The sequence below is a fragment of the Pseudomonas sp. UME65 genome (genome assembly GCF_014170225.1).
GTDB lineage: Bacteria > Pseudomonadota > Gammaproteobacteria > Pseudomonadales > Pseudomonadaceae > Aquipseudomonas > Aquipseudomonas protegens.
On the sequence record NZ_LZZQ01000009.1, the window covers coordinates 39,699 to 65,284 of the forward strand.

Sequence of the window (25,586 nt, forward strand, 5' to 3'; positions counted from 1 at the left end):
AGGCGTTGATTAAGCGGGCTGCGGATTAAGCGGACATTATGCCCGCCGTTTCCTGGCCACAAGCCAAGTATGGTTAATCATCGGTTAATCAGGACCGGCCATTGTGCTCGCAACTTGCACCGGTTTAAGGCTTGGCCATGCGTCGATTGTTTCTCCTGTTGTTCATGCTCTTCACCACACTGGCGCACGCCGGCAACAACCCGTTCGAGGTCAAGCCCGACTTCCTGCCGGTGGGCAAGGCCTTCGTCTTCACCTCCGAGCGCCTGCCTTCGGGAGAAACCCAGCTGTTCTGGCAGATCGCCGACGGCTACTACCTGTATCAGAAGCGCCTGAAGTTCGACGGCGTGGCGCCAGAGCTGCAACCCACCCTGCCGGCCGGTGAAGACCACAGCGACGAATTCTTCGGCCAGCAGACGGTGTATCGCCAAGGCCTGGAAGTGAAATTGCCCGCCGCCGCCAGCGGCAAGATCAAGCTGGGCTGGCAGGGCTGTGCCGACGCCGGCCTGTGCTACCCGCCGCAAACCCTGGAAGTGGACCTGGGCGGTGCGCCCACAGTCGCTGCCGCCAACTCTGCGACAACCAGCGGCGGCTCGGCCCAGGACCAGTTGCTGGCCAATGAGCTACAACACAAATCCTGGGGCCTGGGCCTGCTGGCCTTCTTCGGCTTCGGCCTGCTGCTGGCCTTCGCCCCTTGCTCACTGCCGATGTTGCCGATTCTCGCCGGCATGGTCGTCGGCAGCGGCGCCAGCCCGCGCCGCGGTTTGGCCCTGGCCTCAAGCTACGTGCTGTGCATGGCCCTGGTGTATGCCGGCATGGGGGTGATCGCCGCCCTGCTGGGCAGCAACCTGCAGGCCTGGCTGCAACAACCCTGGGTGCTGGGCAGTTTCGCCGCCCTGTTCGTGCTGCTGTCGCTGCCGATGTTCGGTTTCTTTGAATTGCAGATGCCCGCAGTCCTGCGCGACCGCCTGGAAGGTGCCAGTCGCCAGCGCCAGGGCGGTAGCCTGATCGGCTGTGGCGCTCTCGGCGCGCTGTCTGCGCTGCTGGTGGGCCCGTGCATGACCGCGCCACTGGCCGGCGGCCTGCTGTACATCGCCCAGACCGGCAACGCGCTGTTTGGCGGCCTGGCCCTGTTCGCCCTGGGCCTGGGCATCGGCCTGCCCCTGCTGTTGCTGGTGACCGTGGGCAACCGCTTCCTGCCCAAGCCGGGGCCGTGGATGAACCTGCTCAAGGGCGTGTTCGGCTTCCTGTTCCTGGGCACCGCCATCTACATGCTGCGCCCGGTACTGGGCGCCAGCCTGTGGATAGGTTTGTGGGGCGCCCTGGCCCTGGTACTCGCCTACTGCGCCTGGCAACAGCGGGCCATCGCCGGGCGGCTGGTGCACGCCTTCGGTGCCAGCTCGGTACTGTTCGGGGTCTGGGGTAGCATGCTGCTGGTGGGCGCCGCCGGTGGCAGCGACGAGCTGTGGCGGCCACTGAAGGTCTACAGCGGTGGCGGTGTGGCCAGCAGCGTCACTGCCCATGATGCCTTTACCACCGTGAAGTCCCCGGCCGAGCTGCAAAGCGCCCTGGACAATGCTCAGGCCCAGGGCCAGTGGGTGCTGTTGGACTACTACGCCGACTGGTGCGTGTCCTGCAAGATCATGGAGAAAACCGTGTTCGGCCAGCCCCAGGTCCTGGATGCCCTGAAGGACGTGCGCCTGCTGCGCCTGGACGTGACCCTGGACAACGCCGACGGCCGCGAACTCCTGAGCCGCTACAAAGTGCCGGGGCCACCGAGCATGCTGTGGATCGGCCCGGACGGCAGTGAACGCCGCAGCCAGCGCATCACCGGCGAAGTGGATGCCAACGCCTTCCTGCAACGCTGGACCCAGACCCGGGAAGCCCGTTGATGCTGACCTTTACCATCGGCACCTTTGCCATCGCCCTCAACCACCTGCTGCTGATCAGTGCCCTGGCCCTGGCCACCCTGGTGGGCTGGCGCGTGGCCAAGCGCGGCGGTGACAACCCCGAATCCGTGCTGTTCAGCCTGTTCCTTTTGGGCATGCTCGCCGCCCGGGTCAGTTTCGTGCTCGCTTACTGGAAGCACTACCAGCACGACCTGTGGATGATCATCGACCTGCGCGACGGCGGCTTCCTGGCCTGGCCGGGGGTGATCGTCATGCTCCTGGCGGCCCTGGCCTGGGGCTGGAAACGCCCGGCGCTGCGCCGCCCATTGGGTGCCGGGGTGGCCAGCGGCCTGGCCTTCTGGCTGCTGGCGACCCTGGCCCTGACCCTCTACGACCAGGGCACGCGCCTGCCGGAAGTGGCCCTGCGCAACGCCGCCGGCGAAACCGTGCAACTCACCGACTACCAGGGTGGCCCGCTGGTGATCAACCTCTGGGCCACCTGGTGCCCACCGTGCCGGCGGGAGATGCCGGTGCTGGAGAGAGCCCAGCAGCAACGCCCGGACCTGACCTTCCTGTTCGTCAACCAGGCCGAAAGCATGCAAAGCGTCAGCACCTTCCTGGCCACCCAGGACCTGAACCTGAACAACGTGCTGTTCGACGGCAGTGGCCGCCTGGGCAAGGCCGTGGGCTCCATGGCCCTGCCGACTACGCTGTTCTATAGCGCCGATGGCCGCCTGCTGGGCAGCCACCTGGGGGAACTCTCGGAAGCCAGCCTGGCCCGGGCCCTGGAAAACTTCGACGGCGCCCACCCGACCTCGGTCGCCCCTTCAAGGAAACTGCCATGCCCTTCATCCGCCACTTGCTGAGCCTGTCTTTGGGCGCGGCGTTGCTCAACGCTCCGCTGCTACAGGCCGAGGAACTGCCTGCGCCCATCCGCAAGATCGAAGAAAAAGGTGCCAAGATCATCGGCAGCTTCGACGCCCCGGACGGCCTCAAGGGCTACGCCGCGCAGTACCAGAACCGCGGCATGACCCTGTACCTCACCCCTGACGGCAAGCACGTGCTGCTGGGCAACCTGTACGACGCCGACGGCAAAGACCTCAGCGCCGAACCCTTGCAGAAACTGGTCTACGCGCCGATGGCCAAGGAAGTCTGGGGCAACCTGGACAAGAGCAACTGGATCGCCGACGGCAAGGCCGATGCACCGCGCATCGTCTACCTGTTCAGCGACCCCAACTGCCCCTACTGCAACATGTTCTGGGAACAGGCGCGGCCCTGGGTCAAGGCTGGCAAAGTGCAGTTGCGGCATATCATGGTGGGCATCATCCGCGAAGACAGCCCGGGCAAATCCGCCGCCCTGCTGGCCGCCAAAGACCCGCAACAGGCCCTGCAAGATCATGAAAAGGCCGGCAAGGGCAGCGCCCTGAAACCCCTGGCCAGTATTCCTGCAGCGGTCCAGGCCAAACTCGACGCCAACATGAAACTGATGGAAGAGCTAGAGCTGTCGGCGACCCCGGCGATCTTCTACCTCGACGACAAGGGTGAGCTGCAACAGCAGCAAGGCGCCCCGGCCCCGGGCAAGCTGACCCAGATCCTCGGCCCGAAATAAATCCCCGCCCCTGTAGGAGCCGGCTTGCCGGCGAAGGCGTCCTTGCGACGGGCGCCTGGCTTGCGGGCCCCTTCGCTGGCAAGCCAGCTCCTACGACGGAAAAATCGCGCTTCAACCATTGCGCTGTAAAAACCCCAACAAGGCCCGGGTCACGAATTCCGGGTTCTCCAAGCTGGAAATATGCCCGGCCTCGGGAACCAGCTGGTAAGGGCAGCCGATGCGTTCGGCCATCTCGATGGTTTCCGCCGGCGGCCGCGGCTGGTCCTGGTCGCCGCACAGCAGCAAGGTGTTGCGCGCATCCAAATGCGCCAACTGATCCAGCACATCCGCCCGGCTGAAGGTAATGCGCCCCATGGGAATCACGCTCTGGCGCAGGCGCTCGGCGGGCAGCGCCGCGAGGCTGGCGCGAAAATCCTGGAACAGCGCCGACTGCCGATCGATACCCGGGCGGAAGAAGATCGGCACCACGATATCCAGCAGCGGCTCGGCGATCAGGCCGCTGTCCTCGATCTGCTGGAACAGGGAGAAGTAATACTGCCGGGTCGGCTCAGGCTCGGCGCCCAGGTAAGTGTCCATCAGCACCAACCCGTCGATGCGCTGCGGCGCCGCCAGGGCCAGACGCGCGCCCCACATGCCGCCCACCGACAAGCCCACCAGGGTCACCCGTTCGATCTGCAAATGATCGAGCAAGGCCAACATCTGCCGTGCCACATCGTCCAGCGACGCGGTGCCTGCCGGCAACGGCCCGGACTGGCCATGGCCCCACAGGTCCACCGCGATCACCCGGTACTGTGCCGACAACGCCTCGATCTGCGGCGCCCACATGCTCGTGTCCCACAAATAACTGCCGGCCAGGAACACCACCGGCCCCTGGCCCTGGTCAAGGTAGTGCAACGGTTGTCCATCGAGGGTGGCGAAAGGCATCGGCTAGCTCCTATAGGGAATGACGAAAAAGGTCCGACAGACTGTGCCGTGAAAAAAGCTCAGTCAATCGGACCCTGCCGACAAAACGTATCAGGAGATGCCCGGCTTCAGGGCCCGCGCTGGCCGTCGAGCAAGGCCTCCACCACCGCGCGGGCCATCTCCACCGAATGCACCATGGACCAGATCAGCCCACGCTCCAGGCCGCTGCCCTGCTGGGTGATTTCATCGCAGACCTCTTCGGCGCATTTGAGCAACAACGCCACGTGCACCAAGGCCTCTTCGGCGCTGACGCCTTCGCGCACGCTGAACAGCGAGTCGGGGGAAACGGGTTTGGCTTGGGTCGTGAGCTGGAACAGCGCGGGGTCCAGCGGTTGCCGGGCCAGGGCCACGCGCAGGGTGGCGTTGGCGGCCTTGAGGGCGGGATCGCGATAGGACGAGGGGGGATCGGGGACGAGCTTTTTCATGGTCAAACTCCTGGTAATGACAAGGAGCCGACACCGTTCGCTTGCACACGAATAAGGTGGCAGCCGTACGCGGGTGTGCAAGACCGAGTTACCAGAACCCCGGCAGATCCGAAGATCTCCCGCGCACGGCCGCCATAACACGGCGAACATGAAATCGCTCAGGCATGACTGAGCGCTTATGCGTCTGGTAACAGTCGGACTTGCACATCCGAGCCATCGATTGGGCGATGGCTCCGGAACCCTAGCCCGCCGACCCGACGCATTCAAGCGGCCCGCAGTTTCTCGGAAATGCCTTACAAAAGAAAGCGACTAAACACCATTCCAGCGACCTTCCAGCCCGTTTCCGAAACCACCTTGCCCCGATCAGCATTGACCTATGGCCCTGCGGACCTGTAGCCGATGCTGAGCCTTGGCGAAGCTGCGAAAAGGCCCGCAGGGCCTTGCCTGGCGATCTCCCGTCAAAGACCTGAGGCGGCCTTGAAATCGCCGCGTCTGCTACGCAGCCGTACGCAGCCTGCGGCAGCGGCTACAGGGTTGCCAGGGGTTGCTGTAGCCGCTGCCGAGCCTTGGCGAGGCTGCGAAAAGGTCCGCAGTACCTTGCCTGGCGATCTCCCGTCAAAGACCTGAGGCGGCCTTGCAATCGCCGCGTCTGCTGCGCAGCCGTTCGCAGCCTGCGGCAGCGGCTACAAAAAACCGATTGGCATCAGCCGGAAGAATGACTCAGCCGTATTCTTCCGGCGCTTCGCGTTCGAGGATTTCCTCCAGGTCGCTCAGGTCACCGCGCTCCTTGAGAATGCCGCTGACCTGATCGATCCACGCCTGCTCCGAGGCAATCCCCGCCCAGGACTGGCTGCCGAAGCCGTGATACGGCCGGTCGTCGAAGGTGCTGATCAGCAACTGGTTGAAGCGCCCGGTGTCCAGTTTTTTGCGCTGGATTTGCACTTGCAGCGCCCCCAGCACCTTCTGCTGCTCTTGCGGGTTGGGGCGATAGCGGTAGAGCCGCGGCGAGCTGAGCACCAGAAACTCCGGCGGCAGGTTTTCATCGATGGCCGCCTGCAGGCGGTAATGGCCATCGAGAATCAGATAGCAGCTCAGACCGGTGACGTACCACAGCAGGATCGGCGGCAAGCTGCCTTCGCGGGCTTTTTTGCGCCACCACTTCAAGCGCCCGGAATGCGGGTCCACGGCATGCAGGCCGACTACTGCGCCACCGTACTCCCCCAACCCGACCCAGCGCGCCGTACCGGCCTGTTGGTTGTCGAGGATGTTACGACCATAGATCGCCCACTGCGGCATATGGCTCAGGGCGTCTTCACCGCCCTTGAAGTACCAGGCTTCGGTGCCGCTGAGCAGCGGCCGCATCGGTTTCTGCGATGCCGGGCGCAGGGCCCGCAACAGCCAGTAGCCGGGGTAAAAGAAGTCCGGCTGGTGCTGCATCAATTGCTCGACGAAGAAGCGGCTCCAGGCCTTGAGGCGCAGCGCCGGGTCGAGGCGCGCCTGTTGTTCCACCTGAGGCGAGTCGATGGGGCCCACCAGGGTTTGCGGCAGTTGCTCCGGCAGGTGATTGCGCACCAGCCATACGCCATACAGGCAGCGGGACATGGTGCCCCAGAGCAGGGTCTGGTCGCCGAGCACCAACTGCATACGGCTGTTGTTGCCACTGAGCAGGCACAGGTTGGGCTTGCCGCTGGCCGGGCGTTTGACGTCCACGCCGAGGCCGTTCCAGTGGCCGGCCAAATCCTCGATATCACGCCAGAAAATCTGTTCCACGATTGTCCCTAATCCTTGATCAATGACCGGCCCTGCGGCGGGCAGGCGCGACTATAGCAGAGGGCTGGAGGGCCCATTCGCCTGTAGGAGCTGGCTTGCCAGCGAAGGCGGCCAGCGCCTTACCCATGGCGGCCAATGACCGCGTCTACTTCGTCTGCCAACCCTTGCCCGCCCAGGCACTGACGCACCTCGTCGCACCACTGCGACTCCGGCTCATTGCCGGCCCAGGCCGGGGTAGCGCTGCGGTACTGCGGCCGGTCATCGAACGCCTGGATCAGCACCCGGTTGAGGTTCTCGGTGCTCAGGGCCGGGTTGCGCGGCACCGCGTCGCCGCGCTTGCGCAGTGAATCCATGATCCGTTGCTGATGCTCCAGGCTCGGTGCGAAGCCGCGCTCGCGGGTGGCGCTGAGGACGATGAATGATGGCGCGAGGTTTTCCGCGATGGCCGCCTGCAAACGGTAATGGCCGTCGATCACCACGTAGGACGCCAACCCGCCGACGTACCACAGCAGGATCGGCGCCAGGCTGCCTTCGCGGGCCTTCTTGCGCCACCACTTCAGGCGCCCGGCCTCGGGGTCGACACGGTGCAGGCCGATGAGCTTGCCGCCGCCATGCCACCAGTCGATCCACTCCAGGGTCTGGGGTTGCAGGTTGTCGAGAAAATCCTCGCCGTACAGGTGCCAGTTGGGCACATGGGTCAAAGGGTCGATCACCGAGGTGAAACGCCAGTGGTCCAGGCCGCTCGCGGTGCTGGAGGGCTCCGGCAGCAGGCCCTGGGCCAGCCAGAAACCGGGGGTGAGGAAGTGCCGGGCGCTTTCACTGAGACGGCTGACGAAATAGCGGCTCCAGGCCCTGATCCGCAGCTCGGGCGCCAGAGCGGCGTGCTGCTCCACGGTGGGTGAGTCGATGGGTGCCAGCAGCCGGCATTCGGCGCCGTCCGCCAGCGGGTTGCGTACCAGCCAGACGCCGCCGTGGTCCCGGGCCAGGGTGGCCCAGAACAACGGCATGTCGTGGTGCATCAGCTTGATCCGGGCATTGGCGCCGGTGCGCAGGTAAAGCGGCGGTTTGTCCGTGGAGCCCGGTTCGACCTCGACACCGAGGCCACTCCAGTTGCCCAGGGAATCTTCGATATCGCGCCAGTAAAGCTGTTCTGCCATGGTTCCGGTCCTTGAATGAAAACGCCCGGCGCAGGTGCTTGGACCTGGGCCGGGCGCGATCATAGCAGAGGACCTGCGGGCCTCTTCGCCCGTAGGAGCTGGCTTGCCAGCGAAGGCGTCGGCCAGGACGATGCAAGGCTTGCGGGCCTCTTCGCCGGCAAGCCGGCTCCTACGCCAAATGTCGGTCCTCCTGCTGCGCGAACAACGCCCCACCGCTCATCCGTCGATCACAGCCCCTCCAGCTCGGCCATCAGGTCGCTCAGCCGATCCACTTTCTCCTCGCTGATTTCATTGGCCCCCAGGCCATCGATGTAGGCGGCCAGCTCCTGCACCGTGCTGCATTCGAACATGGCCCGCAGCGGCACGTTGCGTTGCAGGGTTTTCTGCACCCGTGAGGCGATCTGGGTCGCCAGCAGGGAATGCCCGCCCAACTCGAAGAAGTTGTCGCGCACGCCCACCCGTTCGACCTTGAGCACCTCGGCCCAGATATCGGCCAGGGTTTGCTCCAGTTCATTGCCCGGCGCTTGATAGTCCTGGCTCTGCAGCTGGCCGATCTCCAGGGCCGGCAGGGCCTTGCGATCGAGCTTGCCGTTGGCGTTGAGCGGCAGGCGCTCCAGCCACAGCCAGTGCAGCGGCACCATGTATTCCGGCAGTTCGGCACGCAGCCGCGGTTTGATCCGCTCCAGGCGTTCGCTCGGGCTCAGGCTTGAGTCACCGGCGACCAGATACCCCACCAGATGCTTGCCGTTGACCCCTTCCTGCACCCCCACGGCGGCATCGCGCAATTCCGGCTGTTCATGCAGGCGCGCTTCGATCTCGCCCAGCTCGATGCGATAGCCGCGGATCTTCACCTGATGGTCGATCCGGCCGACGTATTCCAGTACGCCGTCGCTGCGCCGGCGTGCCAGGTCGCCGGTGCGGTACAGGCGTTCGCCCGCTGCACCGAACGGATGGGGCACGAAGGCCAGCGCGGTACGCAACGGGTCGCTGACGTAGCCACGGCCAACACCGGTGCCGGCCACGCACAACTCGCCGACGGCGCCCAGGGGCACCAACTCCAGGGCTTCGTCCATCAGGTACAGCCGGTTGTTGTCGGTGGGCGTACCGATGGGCAGGTAGGCGCCCCGGGTCGAGGCCATATCGACACGGAAGAAGGCCACGTCATCGGAGCACTCCGCCGGGCCGTAGGCGTTGACCAGGCCGATCTGTGGATAACGCAGCAGCCACTGGTGCGCCAGCTCGGGCGGCATGGCCTCGCCGGTGGGCAGCATCCAGCGCAGGCCATCGAGGGCGATGGCGTCCTGGGCGAGCATGCCCTGGATCAGCGACGGCACGCTCTCCAGCACCGTGATGCCCTGCTCCTGGACGTGAGCCAACAGGCCCTGGGGATCGTGGGCGATGGTGTTGGGCACGATGTCGACCCGGGCACCGAACAGCGGTGCGGCAAGGAACTGCCAGACCGAAATGTCGAAGCTCTGGGACGCGGTCTGGGCGATCACGTCGGCTTCGCTTAAGTGCAGGTACGGCACCTTGCTCAGTTGGTTGTTGAGCATGCCGCGCTGCTCCACCATCACGCCCTTGGGCAGGCCGGTGGAACCGGAGGTGTAGATCACATAGGCCAGGTTGTCCGGCGCGCTGTAGCGGCCCGGGTTGCTCTCGGCATGCCCGGCGGCTTGCAGCTCTTCCCAGACCAGCAGCCGCGGACGCCCGGCACAGCCGAACTCGTCCAGCAGGGCCTGGGCCTGTTCGCGGCAGGCCGCGGTGCAGACCAGGATCGGCGTGCGGCTGAGCTCGATGATACGGCCCAGGCGCTGGCCCGGCAGGCCCGGGTCCAGGGGCAGGTAGCCGGCCCCGGCCTTGAAGCTGCCGATGATCATGCCCAAGAGTTCCAGGCCGCGCTCGGCCAGCAGGGCCACCGGCTGATCAAAGCCCACGCCGTTGGCGATCAAGGCATGACCCAAGCGGTTGCTGCAGCGGTTCAACTCGGCATAGCTGTAACGCTGGTCCAGGCAGCTGGCGGCAATGCGTTGCGGATGAGCCGCCACCTGGGCCTCGAACAGTTCCACGTAGCTGCGCTCCAGCGGGTACTCATGCTCGCTCTGGTTGCAGCCGGCCAGCAGGAAGTCCTGCTCCTCTTCACCCAGCAGCGGCAGTTCGGCCATGTCGCCATGAAAGCCCTGCATCAGCGCCAGCAGCAGGCGCTTGAACTCGCCGAGCATGCGCTCGATGGTCGCCTGCTCGAAGTAGCGCTGGTCGTAGGACAGGTGCAGGCCCAGGTCATCCCCCGGGTAGCACACCGCGGTGATCGGGAAGTTGGTGTGGGTACGGCCGGAATCCGAACTGGCGTTCAGGCTCTGGGCACGGTCCAGCACCGAGACTTCCACCGGCGCGTTCTCGAACACGAACAGGCTGTCGAACAGCGGCTGGCCCTTGGGCAGTTCGCTGGTTTCCTGGATCGCCACCAGCGGCAGGTACTCGTATTCGCGCAGCTGCATGTTGCTGTCGAGCAAGGCGCTGAGCCACTGGCGCACACTGCAGCGCTCACCGTCCTGGGGCAGCTTGACCCGCAGGGCGATGCTGTTGATGAACAGGCCGACGGTGCGTTGCATCTCCGGCATCTCCACCGGACGCCCGGCCACGGTGACCCCGAACAATACGTCGCGATCGCCGCTCATGCGCCGCAGCACCAGGGCCCAGGCCGCCTGGGCGAAGGTGTTGACGGTGAGCTGGTGCTGTTGCGCCAGTTCCCGCAGTTGCGCGCCGTCCCGGGCATCCAGGCGGGTGTAGCAGTCGCCGACTGTCATGCCGCCGCTGTCGCCGGCGTGTTCGCGCAGGAACGGCCGGTCGCTGGGGATCGGCGTGGTGCGTTCAAAGCCCTCAAGGTTCTGCCGCCACCACTGCCGCGCCTCGGACAGGCTCTGGTGTTGCAGCCAGCCGATGTAGTCGCGGTAACGCGGTGGCACCGCCAGTTGCGCCTCGCGACCTTCACCGAGGGCGGTGTAGATCTCGAAGAAGTCGTTCATCAGCAGCGAGCGGCACCAGGCATCGATGAGGATGTGGTGGTTGCTCATCATGAACCAGTAACGGGCCGCACCAACGCGGATCAGCCGCAGGTGGAACGGCGCCTGGTTGAGCAGATCGAAGCCGGCCTCACGCTCCTGTTTGTGCAGGGCTTGCAGCTTGGCTTCCTGCTCGGCCTCGGGCACCGCGCTCCAGTCGAGAAACTCGATCGGGGTGCGGCCCGGCTTGTGGATAACCTGCAGCATGTCTTCGCCGACGTTCCAGCAAAAAGACGCGCGCAAGGCTTCGTGGCGCGCCACCACCGCCTGCCAGGCCTGGGCGAAACGCTCCGGGTCCAGTTCGCTGTTGATGCGGTAGCGGTCCTGCATGTAATACAGGCCGGTGCCCGGCTCCAGCAGGGTGTGCAACAGCATGCCCTCCTGCATCGGGGTCAGCGGGTAGACGTCTTCGATCTGCGCCGCCGGTACCGGCAGGCCATCTAGCTGGGCCTGGGTCAGGCGCGCCAGGGGGAAGTCCGACGGCGTCAGGCCACCGGCATCGTCCTTCAGGCAATGGCCGATCAGGCTGTGCAGCTCGCCCAGGTAGGCGTCCGCCAGCTCGCCGATCAGCTCGGCGTCGAAACGTTCGCTGCTGTAGGTCCAGCGCAGCACCAGCTCGCCGCCATAGACCTGGCTGTCGATGCTCAGTTCGTTGGGCAACGGTGCCTCCGGTGCGTGGGCCGGGCCGACGGATTCATCCAGCGGACGCAGCAGTGCGTCGGCGCCGAAGCTCTGGTCGAACTGCCCCAGGTAGTTGAAGGTCACCGGCGCCAGCGGCAACGCCGCCAGGGCCTCGCGGCAGGCGTCGTCCGCCAGGTAGCGCAGCACGCCGTAACCCAGGCCCTTGTGCGGCACGGCCCGCAGTTGTTCCTTGATGGCCTTGATCGAGGCGCCCTGCCCGGCCGCTTCTTCCACCTGCAACGGGGTCAGGCGCAACGGATAGGCGCTGGTGAACCAGCCGACGGTGCGGGTCAGGTCGATCTCGTCGAACAGCGCCTCGCGGCCGTGGCCTTCCAGTTGCACCAGGGCCGAAGGCTGCCCGCTCCAGCGGCACAGCACCCGGGCCAGGGCGGTCAGCAGCAGGTCGTTGACCTGGGTGCGGTAGGCCGCTGGGGCCTGTTGCAGCAGTTGCCGGGTGCGCTCGGCATCCAGGGTCACGCTGTGGCTGCGGGCCTGCTGATGCTGCTGGCTGCCAGCGGCATTCAAGCCTGGCAGTTGCGCGGCCGGGCCGGCCAGTTGCTGCTGCCACCAGCCGAGTTCTTCACGCAGGGATTCGCTGCCGGCATAGGCCAGCAGGCGGCTCGACCAGTCCCGCAGGGCGCTGGTCTTGGCCGGCAGCTTCAGGGCCTTTCCGGCTTGCAACTGACGATAGGCGTTTTGCAAATCTTCCAGCAACACGCGCCAGGACACGCCGTCCACCACCAGGTGGTGGATGGCCAGCAACAGGCGTTGCTCGCCTTCAGGGCCGTCCACCAGCACCGCCCGCAACAGCGGCCCGTGTTCCAGGTCGAGGCTGCGCTGGGCATCGGCGAACAGCGCCTCGCAGGTGTCCATGGACGGCACCCGCACCTGCCACAACAAGGGAGCATCGGACAACGGCAGGTACTCGGCGCGCCACTGCCCGCCCGCCTGGTTGAAGCGCAGGCGCAGGGCGTCGTGCTGCTCCACTAGCGCCAGCAGGGCTTGCTCCAGCAACTGGGCATCAAGGACACCCAGCGGCTCCAGCAGCAGCGCCTGGTTCCAGTGCTGCGGCTGGGGAATGCGGCTGTCGAAGAACCAGTGCTGGATCGGCGTCAGCGGCGCTTCGCCACTGAGCTGGCCCTGCTCGGCGCTGACGCGCTGAGTGTGGCTGGCGACCCGTGCCAGGGTTTGCACCGTCTGGTGCTGGAACAAATCGCGCGGGGTGAAGTGGATCCCCAGCTGGCGGGCGCGGCTGACCACCTGGATCGACAGGATCGAGTCGCCCCCCAGTTCGAAGAAATTGTCGTTGAGGCCCACTTGCTGCACGTTCAGCACTTCGCCCCAGACCCCGGCCAGGGTCTGTTCCAGCTCATTGCTCGGCGCCACGTACTGCTGGCGATTGAGCTCCGGATCGGGCATCGGCAGGGCTCGGCGATCGAGCTTGCCGTTGGCGGTCAACGGCATGCTGCCGAGCAGGATCAGGTGGGTCGGCACCATGTAGTCCGGCAGCTGGGTTTTCAGCTGCTGCTTGAGGGCTTCACGCAGGTTGGCCTGCTGCACCTCGTTGTGCTCGGCCACCTCGGTCACCAGATACCCGGCCAGTTGCTTGCCGGCCGGGGTGTCGAGAGCCAGCACCACCGCTTCACGCACGGCCGGATGATCCAGCAGACGGGTTTCGATTTCCCCCAGCTCGATGCGGAAACCGCGAATCTTCACCTGATGGTCGACCCGGCCGATGTACTCCAGCTGACCGTCGGCGCACTGGCGCACCAGGTCCCCGGTGCGGTACAGGCGCCCGCCATCGGTGGCGAACGGATCGGCGACAAAACGCTCGGCACTCATCCCCGGACGACGGTGATAACCCTGGGCCAGACCGGCGCCGCCGACATACAACTCACCGGTCGCCCCTTGGGGCACCAGCGCCAGATCGGCATCGAGGATATAGGCCACCCGGGCCCCGACAATGCTGCCGATGGGCACGCTGGCCACGCCTTCGGCCAACTGCTGCGGCGCCAGGCTGGCCAGGGGCATGACCACGGTTTCGGTGGGGCCGTAGGCGTTAAAGAACAGGCTCGGCTGGAAGGCCGCACGGATGCGCTGCAGGTGTTCGCCGGTCAGGGCCTCGCCGCCAGTGATGCACATGCGCACCGGCAGGGTCTGCTGCTGGGTCGCCAGATGCTGGGCCAACTGGCTGCCGTAGCTCGGGGTGAAGCCAAGGATGCTGATGCGATGCTGACGAATCAGCTGGCAGATTTCCTCGGCGTCCCACTGGCCCTGGGCCCGCAGTACCACCTGGGCGCCGCTGAGCAGCGGCACCAGCAAGCGCTCGGTGGCGGCGTCGAAGTTGATGGAATAGAAGTGCAGCTCGCAGTCGTCCGGGCGCATGCCGAAGCGGCGGATCACCGCCTGGCAGTGCATGGCGATTTCCCCGTGGGACACCACCACGCCCTTGGGCTGGCCGGTGGAGCCGGAGGTGTAGATCAGGTACGCCTGATGCTGGGGCAGGCTGATGAAGGGCAACTCGCTGGCCGGGTAGTCGGCCAGCAGCGCGCCGTCTTCCTCCAGGCACCAACGACCGACACCCGTCGGCAACTCACCCAGGGCGGCGAACATCCGCGCATCACTGAGGAGCAGGCCGATGCCGCTGTCTTCGATCATGTAGTGCAGGCGGTCCAGGGGGTATTCCGGGTCCAGGGGCACGTAGGCGCCACCGGCCTTGAGGATCGCCAGCAGGCCGACGACCATTTCCAGGGAACGCTCCAGGGCCAGACCAACCCGAACTTGCGGGCCCACGCCACGCTCACGAAGCATCCAGGCCAGGCGGTTGGCGCGGCTGTCCAGCTCGCTGTAGCTCAGGGTCTGCCCGGCGAAGGTCAGGGCCGGTGCGTCCTTGCGGGCCAGGGCCTGTTCGCTGAACAGGTGGTGGATGCACTGGTCCAGACGTTGCTCGCCAGGCTCGACACTCAAGCTGTCCAGCAGTTGCTTCTGTTCCTCGGCGTGCAGCAGCGGCAACTCGCACAGACGCTGTTGCGGATCGCTGAGCAAGGCCTCCAGCAGATTGCGCCAATGGGCCGTCATGCGCGCAATGCGCGGCTCGTCGAACAGGTCGGTGCTGTAGGTCAGGCAACAGCCCAGGCGCTGATCCAGGTCGGTGACTTCCAGGTTGAGGTCGAACTTGGTGGCCCGGGCATCGTTGACCAGGTATTCCACGGTCATGCCCGCCAACTGCCGGCTTTGCTGGAATTCCCAGCGCTGGACGTTGCACATCACCTGGAACAGCGGGTTGTAGGCGGTGCTGCGCGGTGGTTGCAAGGCTTCCACCAGATGATCGAACGGCAGGTCCTGGTGCGACTGGCCCTCGATCACGGTGTGGCGTACCTGCTCCAGCAACTGGCCGACGCTCATCTGCCCGTCGAGCTGGCAACGCAGCACCTGGGTGTTGAGGAAGGCGCCGATCAGCCCTTCGCTTTCCGGGCGGATGCGGTTGGCCACCGGCGCACCGATGCGCAGGTCGCTCTGGCCGCTGTAGCGGTACAGCAGCAGCGACAACGCGGCGGTCATGGTCATGAACAGGGTCAGGCCGTGCTCGGCATTGAAGGCGCGCACCCGGGCCGCCAGCTCGTCGCTCAAGTCGAAGCGGTACAGCTCGCCCTGGTGGCTTTGCACCGCGGGCCGTGGCCGGTCGCTGGGCAGTTCCAGCAAGGGGTGTTCGCGGCCCAGTTGCGCGGTCCAGTAGTCCAGCTGGCGCTGGCGCTCGCCGGATTCCAGCCACTGGCGCTGCCACACGCTGTAGTCCAGGTACTGCACCGGCAGCGGTTCCAGGGGCGATTCGCGGTCGTCGAGGAAGGCTTCGTACAGCGCGCCCAGCTCGCGGGCGAAGATGTCCATGGCCCAGCCTTCGGTGACGATGTGGTGCAGGGTCAGGACGAAGTAATGCTCCTGCTCGCCGGCCTTGACCAGGCAGGCGCGCAGCAAGGGGCCGGTCTCCAGGTCGAAGGGCTGGTGCGCTTCGCTGTCCGCCAGTTGTTGCAGGCGTTGTTGCCGGGCATCCGGGGCCAGGGCCGAGAAGTCCTTCCAGGCCATGCGCAGGCCGGTGTCGGCATGCACCTGCTGATGGGCCACGCCATTGACGCTGGGGAAGGTGGTGCGCAGGGTTTCGTGACGCAGGATCAGCGCCTGCAACGCCGCCTCGAAGCGGCCCACGTCCAGCACCCCGGACAGCCGCGCCATGCCACCGACGTTGTAGGCCGGGCTGTCGGGCTCCATCTGCCAGAGGAACCACATGCGCTGCTGGGAATAGGACAGCGGCACCGGCTGGCTGCGGTCGACCCGGGCAATCGGCGGCTGCTGATTGCGCGCACCGGATTGCTGGATCAGCAGCACCTGTTCGGCAAAGGCCCCCAGTTCGCTGGCTTCAAACAGTGCCCGTAACGGCAGTTCGACATCGCAGGCCTGGCGGGTGCGGGAAATGATCTGGGTGGCCAACAGCGAATGCCCGCCCAGGGCGAAGAAGTCGTCCTTGAGGCCGATGCGTGGCTGACCCAGCACTTCGCGCCAGATCTGGGCGATCTGCCGTTCCAGATCGGTGCCCGGCTCGACGTGCTCGCGCACCTGCCATTGCGGCTCCGGCAAGGCCCGGCGATCCAGCTTGCCGCTGGGGCTTAGGGGCATGGCGTCCAGGCGCAGCAGTTGCGCCGGCACCATGTACTCCGGCAGTTCAGCGGCCAGGGCATTTTTCAGCCGGGCGCTGTGTTCGGTTTCATCTTCGTCGGTGACATTAGCGGTGTAGTAGCCGATCAGTTGCACACCGGCGACGGTGTCCCGCACCAGCACTGCGGCCTGGGCCACGCCGTCCTGGGCCAGTAGCCGCGCTTCGATTTCCTGCGGCTCGACCCGAAAGCCCCGCAGCTTGACCTGCTGGTCGAGGCGACCGAGGTATTCGAGCACGCCGTCGGCGCACCAGCGCACCCGATCCCCGGTGCGGTACAGGCGCGCGCCCTCCGCGCTCAGCGGGTCCACCACAAAGCGTTCGGCGGTCAGCGCCGGGCGCCCCAGGTAACCCCGGGCCAGGCCCTGGCCGCTGATGCACAGCTCACCCGGAATTCCCGCCGGCAACGGATTGAGGTCCGCGTCCAGCACCCGGCACACCACGTTGCCCAGGGGCCGGCCAATGGGCGAACGCTCGCCGTCATCGACTGAACACTGCCAATGGGTGACGTTGATCGCGGTTTCGGTCGGGCCATAGCGGTTGTGCAGTTGCGCATTGGGCAACTGCTGCAACAGGCGATTGCGCAGCTCGGCCGGCAGGGCTTCGCCACCGGAGAACACCCGGCGCAGGCTGTGGCATTCGGCGCTCAGCGGCTCATCGACGAACAACTGCAACAGCGGCGGCACGAAGTGCAGCGTGGTGACACCATACTCCTGCACCAGCTGGGCGATGCGATGGGGATCGCGGTGCTCGCCGGGGGCGGCGATCAGCAGCCGGCAGCCGGTGATCAAAGGCCAGAAGCACTCCCACACCGACACATCGAAGCTGATGGGGGCTTTTTGCATCAGCACATCGTCAGCCTGCAACTGGTAGCTGTCCTGCATCCATTGCAGGCGCTCCATCAGCGCGCGATGGGTGTTGCCGACGCCCTTGGGCTGGCCGGTGGAACCGGAGGTGTAGATCACGTAGGCCAGGTGTTCGCCGTGCAGGTGCAGGCCCGGCGCGTGGCTCGGCCAGCTGTCGAGCTTGAGGCTGTCCATGGCGATGGCGCTGATACCCGGGGCTTCGGGCATCCGGCCCAGCAGATGGGTCTGGGTCAGCAGCAGGCCCACGCCGCTGTCTTCGAGCATGTAGGCCAGGCGTTCGGCAGGGTAGTCCGGGTCCAGGGGCACGTAGGCGCCACCGGCCTTGATGATTGCCAGAAGGCCGATCAGCAGTAGCGGCGAACGTTCGGCGGCGATGGCCACGCACACGTCCGGCCCGACGCCCTTGTCCCGCAGGTAGTGGGCCAGGCGGTTGGCCTGGGCGTGGAGTTCGGCAAAGCTCAGTTGGCCGCCGTCCCAGACCAGCGCGGTGCGCTCCGGGGTCTGCTGCAGTTGTTCCTGCAGGCGCTCCGGCAACCAACGCTCGGCGGGCGCACAGGGGGCCACGCTCCATTGCTGCAGTTGCGCCGCTTCGGCGTTGCCGAGCAACGGCAATTCGCCCAGGGCGCAGTCCGGTTGCAGGCAGGCATGCTCCAGCAGGCTGATGAAATGCCCGGCCAGACGCTGGATGCTGGCCGCGTCGAACAGCTCGTCGGCGTAGTCGAAGGCCAGGCTCAGGCGGCCGTTGCGGTCCTCTTCGCTGTGCAGTTGCAGGTCGAACTTGGCCTCGCGGCTGTGCCACGGCAGCTCTTCGGCCAGCAGCCCCGGCAGACGGCGCAAGGCACTGAGGTCGCGCTGCTGGTGGTTGAACATGACCTGGAACAGGCCTTGCTCGCGGGCTTCGGGGAAGGCTTCGAGCAACTGTTCGAAGGGCAGGTCCTGATGAGCCTGGGCTTCAAGGACGGTGCGGCGGGTCTGTTGCAGCAGGTCGGCGAAGGACTGGCGCGAATCCAACTGCCCGCGCAATACCTGGGTGTTGATGAAAAAGCCCAGAAGGCTCTGGGTCTCCAGGCGCGGGCGGTTGGCGTTGGGCACACCGATGCGGATATCGCTCTGCCCGCTGTAGCGGTGCAGCAGGGTCTGGAACGCCGCCAGCAACAGCATGAACGGCGTGGCCTGCCGAGCCTGGGCGGTCTGGCGCACGGCTTCACTGAGGCTCGCGCTCAGGCGCAGGTCATGGCGCGCGGCGCTGTGGCGGACCTGGGCCGAACGCGGGTGGTCGGTGGCGAGGTTCAACACCGGGGCTTCGTCCGCCAACTGCTGTTTCCAGTAGTCCAGCTGGCGCTGGCCTTCGCCCTGGGCCAGCCACTGGCGCTGCCAACTGCCGTAGTCGGCGTATTGCAGGGCCAGGGGCGCCAGCTCCAGGCTCTGGCCCTGGGCCGCGGCGGCATAGAGCCGCGAGAACTCGTCGATCAGCAGATTCAGCGACCAGCCGTCGGCGATGATGTGGTGCAGGGTCAGCAGCAGTTGGTGTTCTTCGTCATCCAGGCGCACCAGGGTCGCCCAGTACAGCGGCCCCTTCTCCAGATCGAACTGGGTCCGGGCCTCGTCTTCGCGGATCTGCCGCGCCCGGGCTTCACGCTCGGCCGGTGGCAGGTCGCTGATATCGATCACCTGCAGGTTGAATTCGCCGGCGGCATCCACCTGTTGCAGGGCCTGGCCGTCACGCTCGAAGAAGCGCGTGCGCAGCGCTTCGTGGCGCTGGATCAGTTGCTGGAAGCTGGCGCGCAGGGCCTCTTCATCCAGCTCGCCACGCAAGCGCAGGCCGCCGGGAATGTTGTAGGCGCTGCTCTGCGGGTCCAGTTGCCAGGTGATCCACAGGCGGTTCTGGGCCAGGGATTGCGGCAGCGGCTGCTGGCGCGACAGGGCATTGATACTGCCCTGGGCCACGCCGCCGTCCTGCTGCTGGCGCGCCACGGCAGCGCTGAAGGCACCCAGGGTCGGAGCCTCGAACAGCAGGCGCAAGCCCAGTTCCAGCCCCAGCTCTTCACGCAGGCGGGCGATCACCTGGGTAGCGGCAATCGAGTTGCCCCCCAGGAGGAAGAAGTGATCGTCGGCGGCCACTGAAGCGCATTGCAATTGCTCCTGCCAAATGCGCCCGATCAGGGTTTGCAGCGCGTCACCGGCGCTGTCTGCGGCGTCAGCCGTTGCGCTGCCGGCCTGCGGGAACAGCGCGTAGTAATCCAGGCTGCCATCGGCCAGCCGGGTGCGGCAGGCGGAACGCTGCAACTTGCCGCTGGAGGTTTTCGGCAGGGCCCCGGGGTTGAGCAGCACCACCACGCTCGGCGCTTCCTGGCAGGCTTCGGCCACCGCCTGGCGGATGGCCTTGATCAGCGCCTCGGGGGGCAGGATCTTCTGCACGCTGCGGCTGATTTCCGCGGCGATGCCGATGCCTTCCTGGCCCTGCTCGGTGACCGCAAACGCCGCCACCCGGCCCTTGCGCACCACTTCCACCTCGCGCTCGATGGTCTTTTCGATGTCCTGGGGGTAGAGGTTGTGCCCGCGCACGATCAGCAGGTCCTTCAGGCGCCCGGTGATGAACAGCTCGCCATCGCGGATAAAGCCCAGGTCACCGGTGCGCAACCAGGTACGACCGGCATGCTGGACGAAGGTCTTGGCGGTGGCTTCAGGATTGCGCCAGTAGCCATGGGCAATGCTCGGCCCGGCGGCCCAGACTTCGCCAATACGGTTGTCAGGCAATTCGCCCAGTTGCTGCGGATCCATCACCAGCACGGCGTGTTCCGGCTGGCTGAAGCCGCAGCTCATCATCGCGCTGCCCTGCCCCGGCTCGGCGCGGTTCTGCGCCAGGGCCTGGTCGTCCAGGTGCAGGGCCGGGATGCCCTGGCCGCGCACGCCACCGGCCACGAACAGGGTGGCTTCGGCCAGGCCGTAGGAGGCGAGGAAGTTTTCATGGCTGAAACCGCAGGCACTGAACTTCTCGGCGAAACGCTCCAGGGTGTCCAGGCGGATCGGCTCGGACCCCGAATAGGCCACGCGCCAGCCGCTGAGGTCGAGGCGCTCCAGGGCCGACTCGCTGACCCGTTCGCTGCACAGGCGGTAGGCGAAATCCGGGCCGCCGCTGATGGTGCCGCCGTATTCGCTGATCGCTTCCAGCCAGCGTACGGGCCGCGCCAGGAAGTAGGCCGGTGACATCAGCACACAGGGCACGCCGCTGAAAATCGGTTGCAGCAGGCCGCCAATTAAGCCCATGTCGTGGTACAGCGGCAGCCAGCTGACGATCACGTCGTCCGGGTTGAGGTCGATACCAAAGCCGCGACGGATCAGCAGTTCGTTGGCCACCAGGTTGCCATGGCTTACCTGCACGCCCTTGGGCAGCGCGGTGGAGCCCGAGGTGTATTGCAGGAAGGCGATGTCGTCGTCCTGCAGCGCCACGACCTGCCAGTCTTCGGCCAGCCCGGCTTGCAGGGTGTCCACACACAGCAGTTGCGGCGCGCCCGCGGCCTTGAGTTCGTCCATCTGCAACAGTGAATCCCGCAGCCCGGCGCTGGTCAGCAGCAACCGTGGCTCGGCGTCGGCCATGATGGAAATCAGGCGCTCCTGGTGATGACGACGGGTGGACTCCGGCGGATAGGCCGGCACCGCGATCACCCCGGCGTACAGGCAACCGAAGAACGCCGCGACGTAGTCCGGGCCGCTGGGAAACAGCAATACCGCGCGATCGCCGAATTCGGCGTTGGCTTGCAGAGCCGCAGCAATGGTGCGCGCACGAAGGTCCAGGTCCCGGTAACTGAGGACCACGCTCTGATCCTGCTCTTCGGCGAGAAAGCGCAACGCCACTTGATCAGGTGCCAGGACTGCCCGGCGTTGAAGGGCTTGGGCCAGGGTGCTGGGGAGTTCGAACGCGTCCGTCATGGGGTTTCCTGCCAGGATTGTGCTTGCAATGGAGAGCGGGCCCTGCTCTCCCATAACTTTAATAACTATCTATAAATCAAATAGTTATAAGAAAGTCGTGGGCATCCGGAGGGCGCCGTGGCCGGGTCTGCTACCCGGAATCTTTCTCCAATGAGAACGGATGACGTCTTGAAATAATTAGTCCGCATCCTGCCCTTCAAGGCCTGATCCAGCCCACTGACGAGCAGCCGTTCGCAATCTGCACTGACAGAGAGCATTAGTTCTTTTTCTCAATTGACAATCATTATCATTCAGCCTAATTTGTCGCTCGATGTGTAGGACGGGTCAGATTTTTCTGACGTCCCACTAACCTCTTTGCAACAAGGTGATTTCCATGACGGAACAAGTATCCACAAGCAGGTGCGATTCACCGTTACTCCAGGCTTTTGTCGACAACCGTCTGATCCTGGTGAAGATTGCAGCCCGCATTACCGGCTGCCGATCCCGGGCTGAAGACGTGGTTCAAGATGCGTTTTTCCGCCTGCAGTCGGCGCCGCAGATCACCTCCTCGTTCAAGGCCCAGCTCAGTTACCTGTTCCAGATCGTGCGCAACCTGGCCATCGACCACTACCGCAAGCAGGCGCTGGAGCAGAAGTACTCGGGTACTGAAGAGGAAGGCTTGAATGTGGTTATTCATGGCGCTTCACCTGAAACCTCCCACATGAACTTTTCCACCCTGGAAAACATCGCCGAAGCCCTGACCGAGCTGCCCAGCCGCACGCGCTACGCCTTCGAGATGTACCGCCTGCATGGCGTCCCGCAAAAGGACATCGCCAAGGAGCTGGGGGTATCGCCGACCCTGGTCAACTTCATGATTCGCGATGCCCTGGTGCATTGCCGCAAAGTCTCGGGCAACCGCCCCGATACCTTCGCCCGTCGCTGACTGGTGCCCTGCATGACCCGGCTTGAAGGGTGCCTACACCTCAAGCAGGCCACTGCGGCCAAGCACCAGTAACGCTGCACGTTTATGCAACAGATCGAACTCCTGCTGGCAGAACCGACAACGGTCATGCGCAGCACAGGGCGGCGCGTGGGCGCCTGGCGCCGGCCGCTGCGCACCTGGCGGGTCCAGATACAGGGCATGTACCTGGGCCGACAGCCAGAAAGCCAGCCGATCCTGGCGCGCCGCCTCGGCTGCCTGGGCATCCAGCGGCACGGGCGCCTGCCCCCGGCCCCGCAGAGACTCGAACAGCCTTTGGCGGGCGATGACCTCATCGATTCCCTTGAGCTGGCTAGTGGGCAGGGCTGCAACATTCAGCGGATCAACAGAGGACATGGCAGCGCTCACCGTCGGTTGGGCATTCAACCAAGTGACGTGGGCCGCCGCCGGAAATTTAGCCCGTCGCGGGCCGGGCCGGTCGCTGCGTGATGTCAGGCGTGGGGCACGCTCATCACCACAATGCGATAGGGATCGAAGATCTTGTGCATCTGGCCGTTGTCCCGCAGTTTTTGCAGGAGCCCGGAAAAGTCTTCGGCCGTGATCGGCGCCTTGGGCCGGATCAGGGCGTAATGGTGGTAGACCTGATCGATGCGTTCGGAAACCAGCAACTGCTCCGTGCTTTCGGCATTGCGCGCCAGGAAGTCGCTGAGGTAGGAGCGGGTCACCAGGGCGATGTCCGCCCTGCCCCGCAGGACCATCAGCAGGTTGCTGTCATGGGAATAGGTCAGGGTGGCGTTGTAGGTGTCGGCCAGGAACTTGGGGTCGGCGTTGAACTGGGCGAAGGCGTAGTGATAACCGCTGAACAGAGCCAGGCGCTTGCCCTTCAGGTTGGCGAAATAGTCCTGCTGGCGCCCGCCCTGACGCTGGGCGACGAAAATTTCCGCGTCTTCCAGGCCCATGTCGACACTGGTGTGGGCAATGTTCTGCCAGCCCCAGGCCGGGTTCTCGAAGATCGCCAGGTCCACCCGGCCCTGCTCGAAATCGCGGAAACGCCGGGGAATCGAGGTGGGCACCAGGACGAACTGATAGTCGCTCTGGGACTGGTTGAGGGCTTCCACCAGTTGCGGCAGCAAACCGGTGTCGGCACCGGTTTCTGGACGGACGGTATAAGGCGGGAAATGCGCCGCCGCGACCCGCACCAGCTGCGCCGAGGAGGCCGGACAGACCCAAAGTGTTGCCAGCGCCAGCAAGAGCATTCGCAAGGCTGACCGCAGCGGCAAGGACATCAAGGCAACACACCTCAAGGAAATGAAAATGAATGAGCTAAAGCTAGGCGTTTTCAGCCACTTCGACAACGTTGCCACGCACAATTAGCCAGCCGCTCAATGATCCTTGAGCACCAGCAGCAGGGCCTCCTGGGCCAGCTGTTCCAGAGTCATGCTGCCCTCGGCACGAAACCAGGTGGTGGTCCAGGACAGGGCGCCGGTGAGAAAGCGCCGGGTAATGAATACATCGCCCTTGATGAACCCCGCCTCCTTGGCCTCCCCCAGCACCTGCAGCCAGATCTGTTCGTAGATATCGCGCAGCGCCAGGACGGCTGCCTGGCCTTCCGGGGACAGTGAGCGCCACTCGTACACCAGCACCGCCATGGCTTCACCGCTGCCGCCCATGATCGACTGCAGTTCACAGCGGATCAGCGCCAGCACCCGTTCGCGCACGCTGCCGGCCTCGGCCAGTTCAGCGCGCATCAAGGCGGTGTTGTAGTGGATGGTTTCCTGCATCACCGCCCGCAGGATGTCGTCCTTGCTCTTGAAGTGATGAAAGATGCTGCCCGACTGGATGCCCACCGCGCTGGCCAGGTCACGCACGGTGGTGCGCTCGTAACCCTTGTTGCGAAACAGGTGCGCTGCGGTTTGCAGCAGCTTGCCCCGGGCGCTCTCGGGGTCGGTCACCTGGCCACTGGCGATCAGCTCGCGTACTACCTGCAGGGCTTTTTGCTCGTCCACCGGTGTTCTCCTACCTTCACGTCATCAATAGCTCAGCGTAACCCGGCAAATCCGGGCGCGGCGCGCGCAATTTAAGCCTCTGCCGGTTACCAAGCAAGCGCTTGGCCAGAAGAATAGGCCAACGTATTTACAAACCAAGCGCTTGCTTGGTAGCCTCCTCGCAGTTCTTCATTCGAGAGCCCTGTCATGACCAAGACCGTAAGAATCGGCTGCGCCAGTGCCTTCTGGGGCGACACCAGCAGCGCCGCAGCGCAGTTGGTGCAAGGCGGCCGCCTGGACTACCTGGTGTTCGACTATCTGGCAGAGATCACCCTGTCGATCATGGCCGGGGCGCGCATGAAGGACCCGACGGCGGGCTACGCCACGGATTTCGTCGAGGTGCTCAAACCCTTGCTGGGCTCGATCCGCGAACAGGGCATCCGGGTCATCAGCAACGCCGGCGGGGTCAACCCGCAGGCCTGTGCCAGTGCCTTGCAGGCCGCCTGCGAACAGGCCGGGGTGGCGCTGAAGATCGCCGTGCTGCTGGGGGACGACCTGCAACCGCAGTTCAAGCAGTTGAGCGACGCCGCCATTGTGGAGATGTTCAGCGGCGCGCCCCTGCCGCCAATGTGCGTCTCCACCAATGCCTACCTCGGTGCCCCCGGCATCGTCGAAGCGCTGCGCCTGGGGGCGGATATCGTGATCACCGGCCGCGGCGTCGACAGCGCGGTGGTCAGCGCCGCCCTGGTTCACGAGTTCAACTGGTCCTGGCAGGATTACGACCGCCTGGCCCAGGCCGCCCTGGCCGGGCACATCATCGAATGTGGCGCGCAGTGCACCGGCGGCAATTTCACCGACTGGCGCCAGGTGCCGGACTACGAACATATCGGCTTCCCCATCGTCGAGGTCGGCGCTGACGGCCAGTTTGTGGTCGGCAAGGCACCCGGTACCGGAGGGCTGGTGAGCCCGCTGACGGTGGGCGAACAACTGCTGTACGAAATTGGCAACCCCAGGGCTTATCTGCTTCCGGATGTGGTGTGCGATTTCTCTCAGGTGGAACTGCGGCAACAGGGCCCGGAAAGGGTTCATGTACAGGGTGCCAGGGGCCTGCCCCCCAGCCACCAGTACAAGGTCAGCGCCACCTACCCGGACGGCTTCCGCTGCACCGCCAGTTGCCTGATGGCCGGGATCGACGCGGTCGCCAAGGCGCACCGGGTCAGCCAGGCGATCATCGACAAGACCAGCGAGATGTTCGCCCAGCGCGGCTGGGGGCCCTACAGCGAAGTGAACATCGAACTGCTGGGCAGCGAGGCCACCTACGGCCCCCACGGCCAGCGCCAGGACAGCCGCGAGGTGGTGATCAAGCTGGCGGTGCGCCACCCGAACAAGGCGGCGCTGGTGCTGTTCTCCCGGGAAATCGCCCAGGCCGCCACCGGCATGGCCCCGGGGCTCACCGGCATCGTCGGTGGCCGGCCGACGGTGTACCCGGTGATCCGCCTGTTCTCCTTCCTGCTGGACAAGGACGCCTGCCGGCTGGAGATCGACCTTGCCGGCCAGCGTCACCCTTGCGCCCTGCCGCACACCGACCGCCTGGACCCGGCAGCCCTGCCCGCCCCCCATTCCCTGCC

13 protein-coding genes are annotated in these 25,586 nt (G+C 65.6%); 5 read left to right on the forward strand and 8 right to left on the reverse strand.

Translation table 11 applies throughout. The annotated features are described in order from the left end of the window. Positions 1-137 precede the first annotated feature (137 nt). The 3 genes from dsbD to dsbG are packed head-to-tail and all read left to right on the forward strand — an operon-like array spanning position 138 to position 3,495. A complete protein-coding gene (gene dsbD / locus A9971_RS07670; RefSeq protein ID WP_183001566.1) occupies positions 138-1,889 on the forward strand; it encodes a protein-disulfide reductase DsbD in 1,752 nt (583 codons plus the stop codon). After that, positions 1,889-2,752, forward strand: a complete 864-nt coding sequence (locus tag A9971_RS07675; protein WP_011062458.1) for a TlpA disulfide reductase family protein — start codon at positions 1,889-1,891, stop codon at positions 2,750-2,752. The genes dsbD and A9971_RS07675 overlap by 1 nt, the downstream gene beginning before the upstream one ends. Beyond that, positions 2,728-3,495: a thiol:disulfide interchange protein DsbG gene (gene dsbG, locus A9971_RS07680; protein ID WP_053153005.1), complete on the forward strand. Its 768-nt coding sequence runs from the start codon at positions 2,728-2,730 to the stop codon at positions 3,493-3,495. Before A9971_RS07675 ends, dsbG begins: the two co-directional genes overlap by 25 nt. 111 nt (positions 3,496-3,606) lie before the next feature. On the opposite strand, the gene A9971_RS07685 is transcribed toward dsbG, so the two are convergent. The 5 genes from A9971_RS07685 to A9971_RS07705 all read right to left on the reverse strand — a co-directional run bounded on the left by A9971_RS07685 (position 3,607) and on the right by A9971_RS07705 (position 21,054). Next, positions 3,607-4,419, reverse strand: a complete 813-nt coding sequence (locus A9971_RS07685; protein ID WP_183001567.1) for an alpha/beta fold hydrolase — start codon at positions 4,417-4,419, stop codon at positions 3,607-3,609. 107 nt (positions 4,420-4,526) lie between these two features. Continuing rightward, on the reverse strand, positions 4,527-4,883 hold the full coding sequence (locus tag A9971_RS07690) for a DUF6124 family protein (protein WP_019095088.1): 357 nt from the start codon (positions 4,881-4,883) through the stop codon (positions 4,527-4,529). Between the two features lie 720 nt (positions 4,884-5,603). Next, entirely contained in the window at positions 5,604-6,653 is a 1,050-nt protein-coding gene (locus A9971_RS07695; protein ID WP_183001568.1) for a hypothetical protein, read from the reverse strand. A gap of 119 nt (positions 6,654-6,772) precedes the next feature. Then, the gene (locus tag A9971_RS07700) at positions 6,773-7,810 is read right to left on the reverse strand and encodes a hypothetical protein (RefSeq protein ID WP_183001569.1); all 1,038 of its coding nucleotides are present in this window, start codon (positions 7,808-7,810) and stop codon (positions 6,773-6,775) included. Positions 7,811-8,037: 227 nt separating this feature from the next. Beyond that, positions 8,038-21,054 carry a non-ribosomal peptide synthetase gene (locus A9971_RS07705; RefSeq protein WP_183001570.1) on the reverse strand — a complete coding sequence of 4,339 codons (13,017 nt, stop codon included), beginning with the start codon at positions 21,052-21,054 and terminating at the stop codon, positions 8,038-8,040. Positions 21,055-21,427: 373 nt separating this feature from the next. Here A9971_RS07705 and A9971_RS07710 point away from each other — a divergent pair, with 373 nt between their 5' ends. After that, positions 21,428-21,976: an RNA polymerase factor sigma-70 gene (locus tag A9971_RS07710; protein WP_011062465.1), complete on the forward strand. Its 549-nt coding sequence runs from the start codon at positions 21,428-21,430 to the stop codon at positions 21,974-21,976. Positions 21,977-22,009: 33 nt separating this feature from the next. Here A9971_RS07710 and A9971_RS07715 read toward each other — a convergent pair whose 3' ends face one another. The 3 genes from A9971_RS07715 to A9971_RS07725 all read right to left on the reverse strand — a co-directional run bounded on the left by A9971_RS07715 (position 22,010) and on the right by A9971_RS07725 (position 23,979). Continuing rightward, positions 22,010-22,369 carry a hypothetical protein gene (locus tag A9971_RS07715; RefSeq protein WP_183001571.1) on the reverse strand — a complete coding sequence of 120 codons (360 nt, stop codon included), beginning with the start codon at positions 22,367-22,369 and terminating at the stop codon, positions 22,010-22,012. Positions 22,370-22,464: 95 nt separating this feature from the next. Next, positions 22,465-23,259: an ABC transporter substrate-binding protein gene (locus A9971_RS07720; RefSeq protein WP_019095084.1), complete on the reverse strand. Its 795-nt coding sequence runs from the start codon at positions 23,257-23,259 to the stop codon at positions 22,465-22,467. 96 nt (positions 23,260-23,355) lie between these two features. Then, positions 23,356-23,979 carry a TetR/AcrR family transcriptional regulator gene (locus A9971_RS07725; protein ID WP_015636493.1) on the reverse strand — a complete coding sequence of 208 codons (624 nt, stop codon included), beginning with the start codon at positions 23,977-23,979 and terminating at the stop codon, positions 23,356-23,358. A 186-nt stretch (positions 23,980-24,165) separates the two neighbouring features. On the opposite strand from A9971_RS07725, the gene A9971_RS07730 reads away from it, so the two are divergent. Next, the coding region (locus A9971_RS07730; protein WP_183001969.1) for an acyclic terpene utilization AtuA family protein at positions 24,166-25,586 on the forward strand (1,421 nt) is incomplete at its 3' end.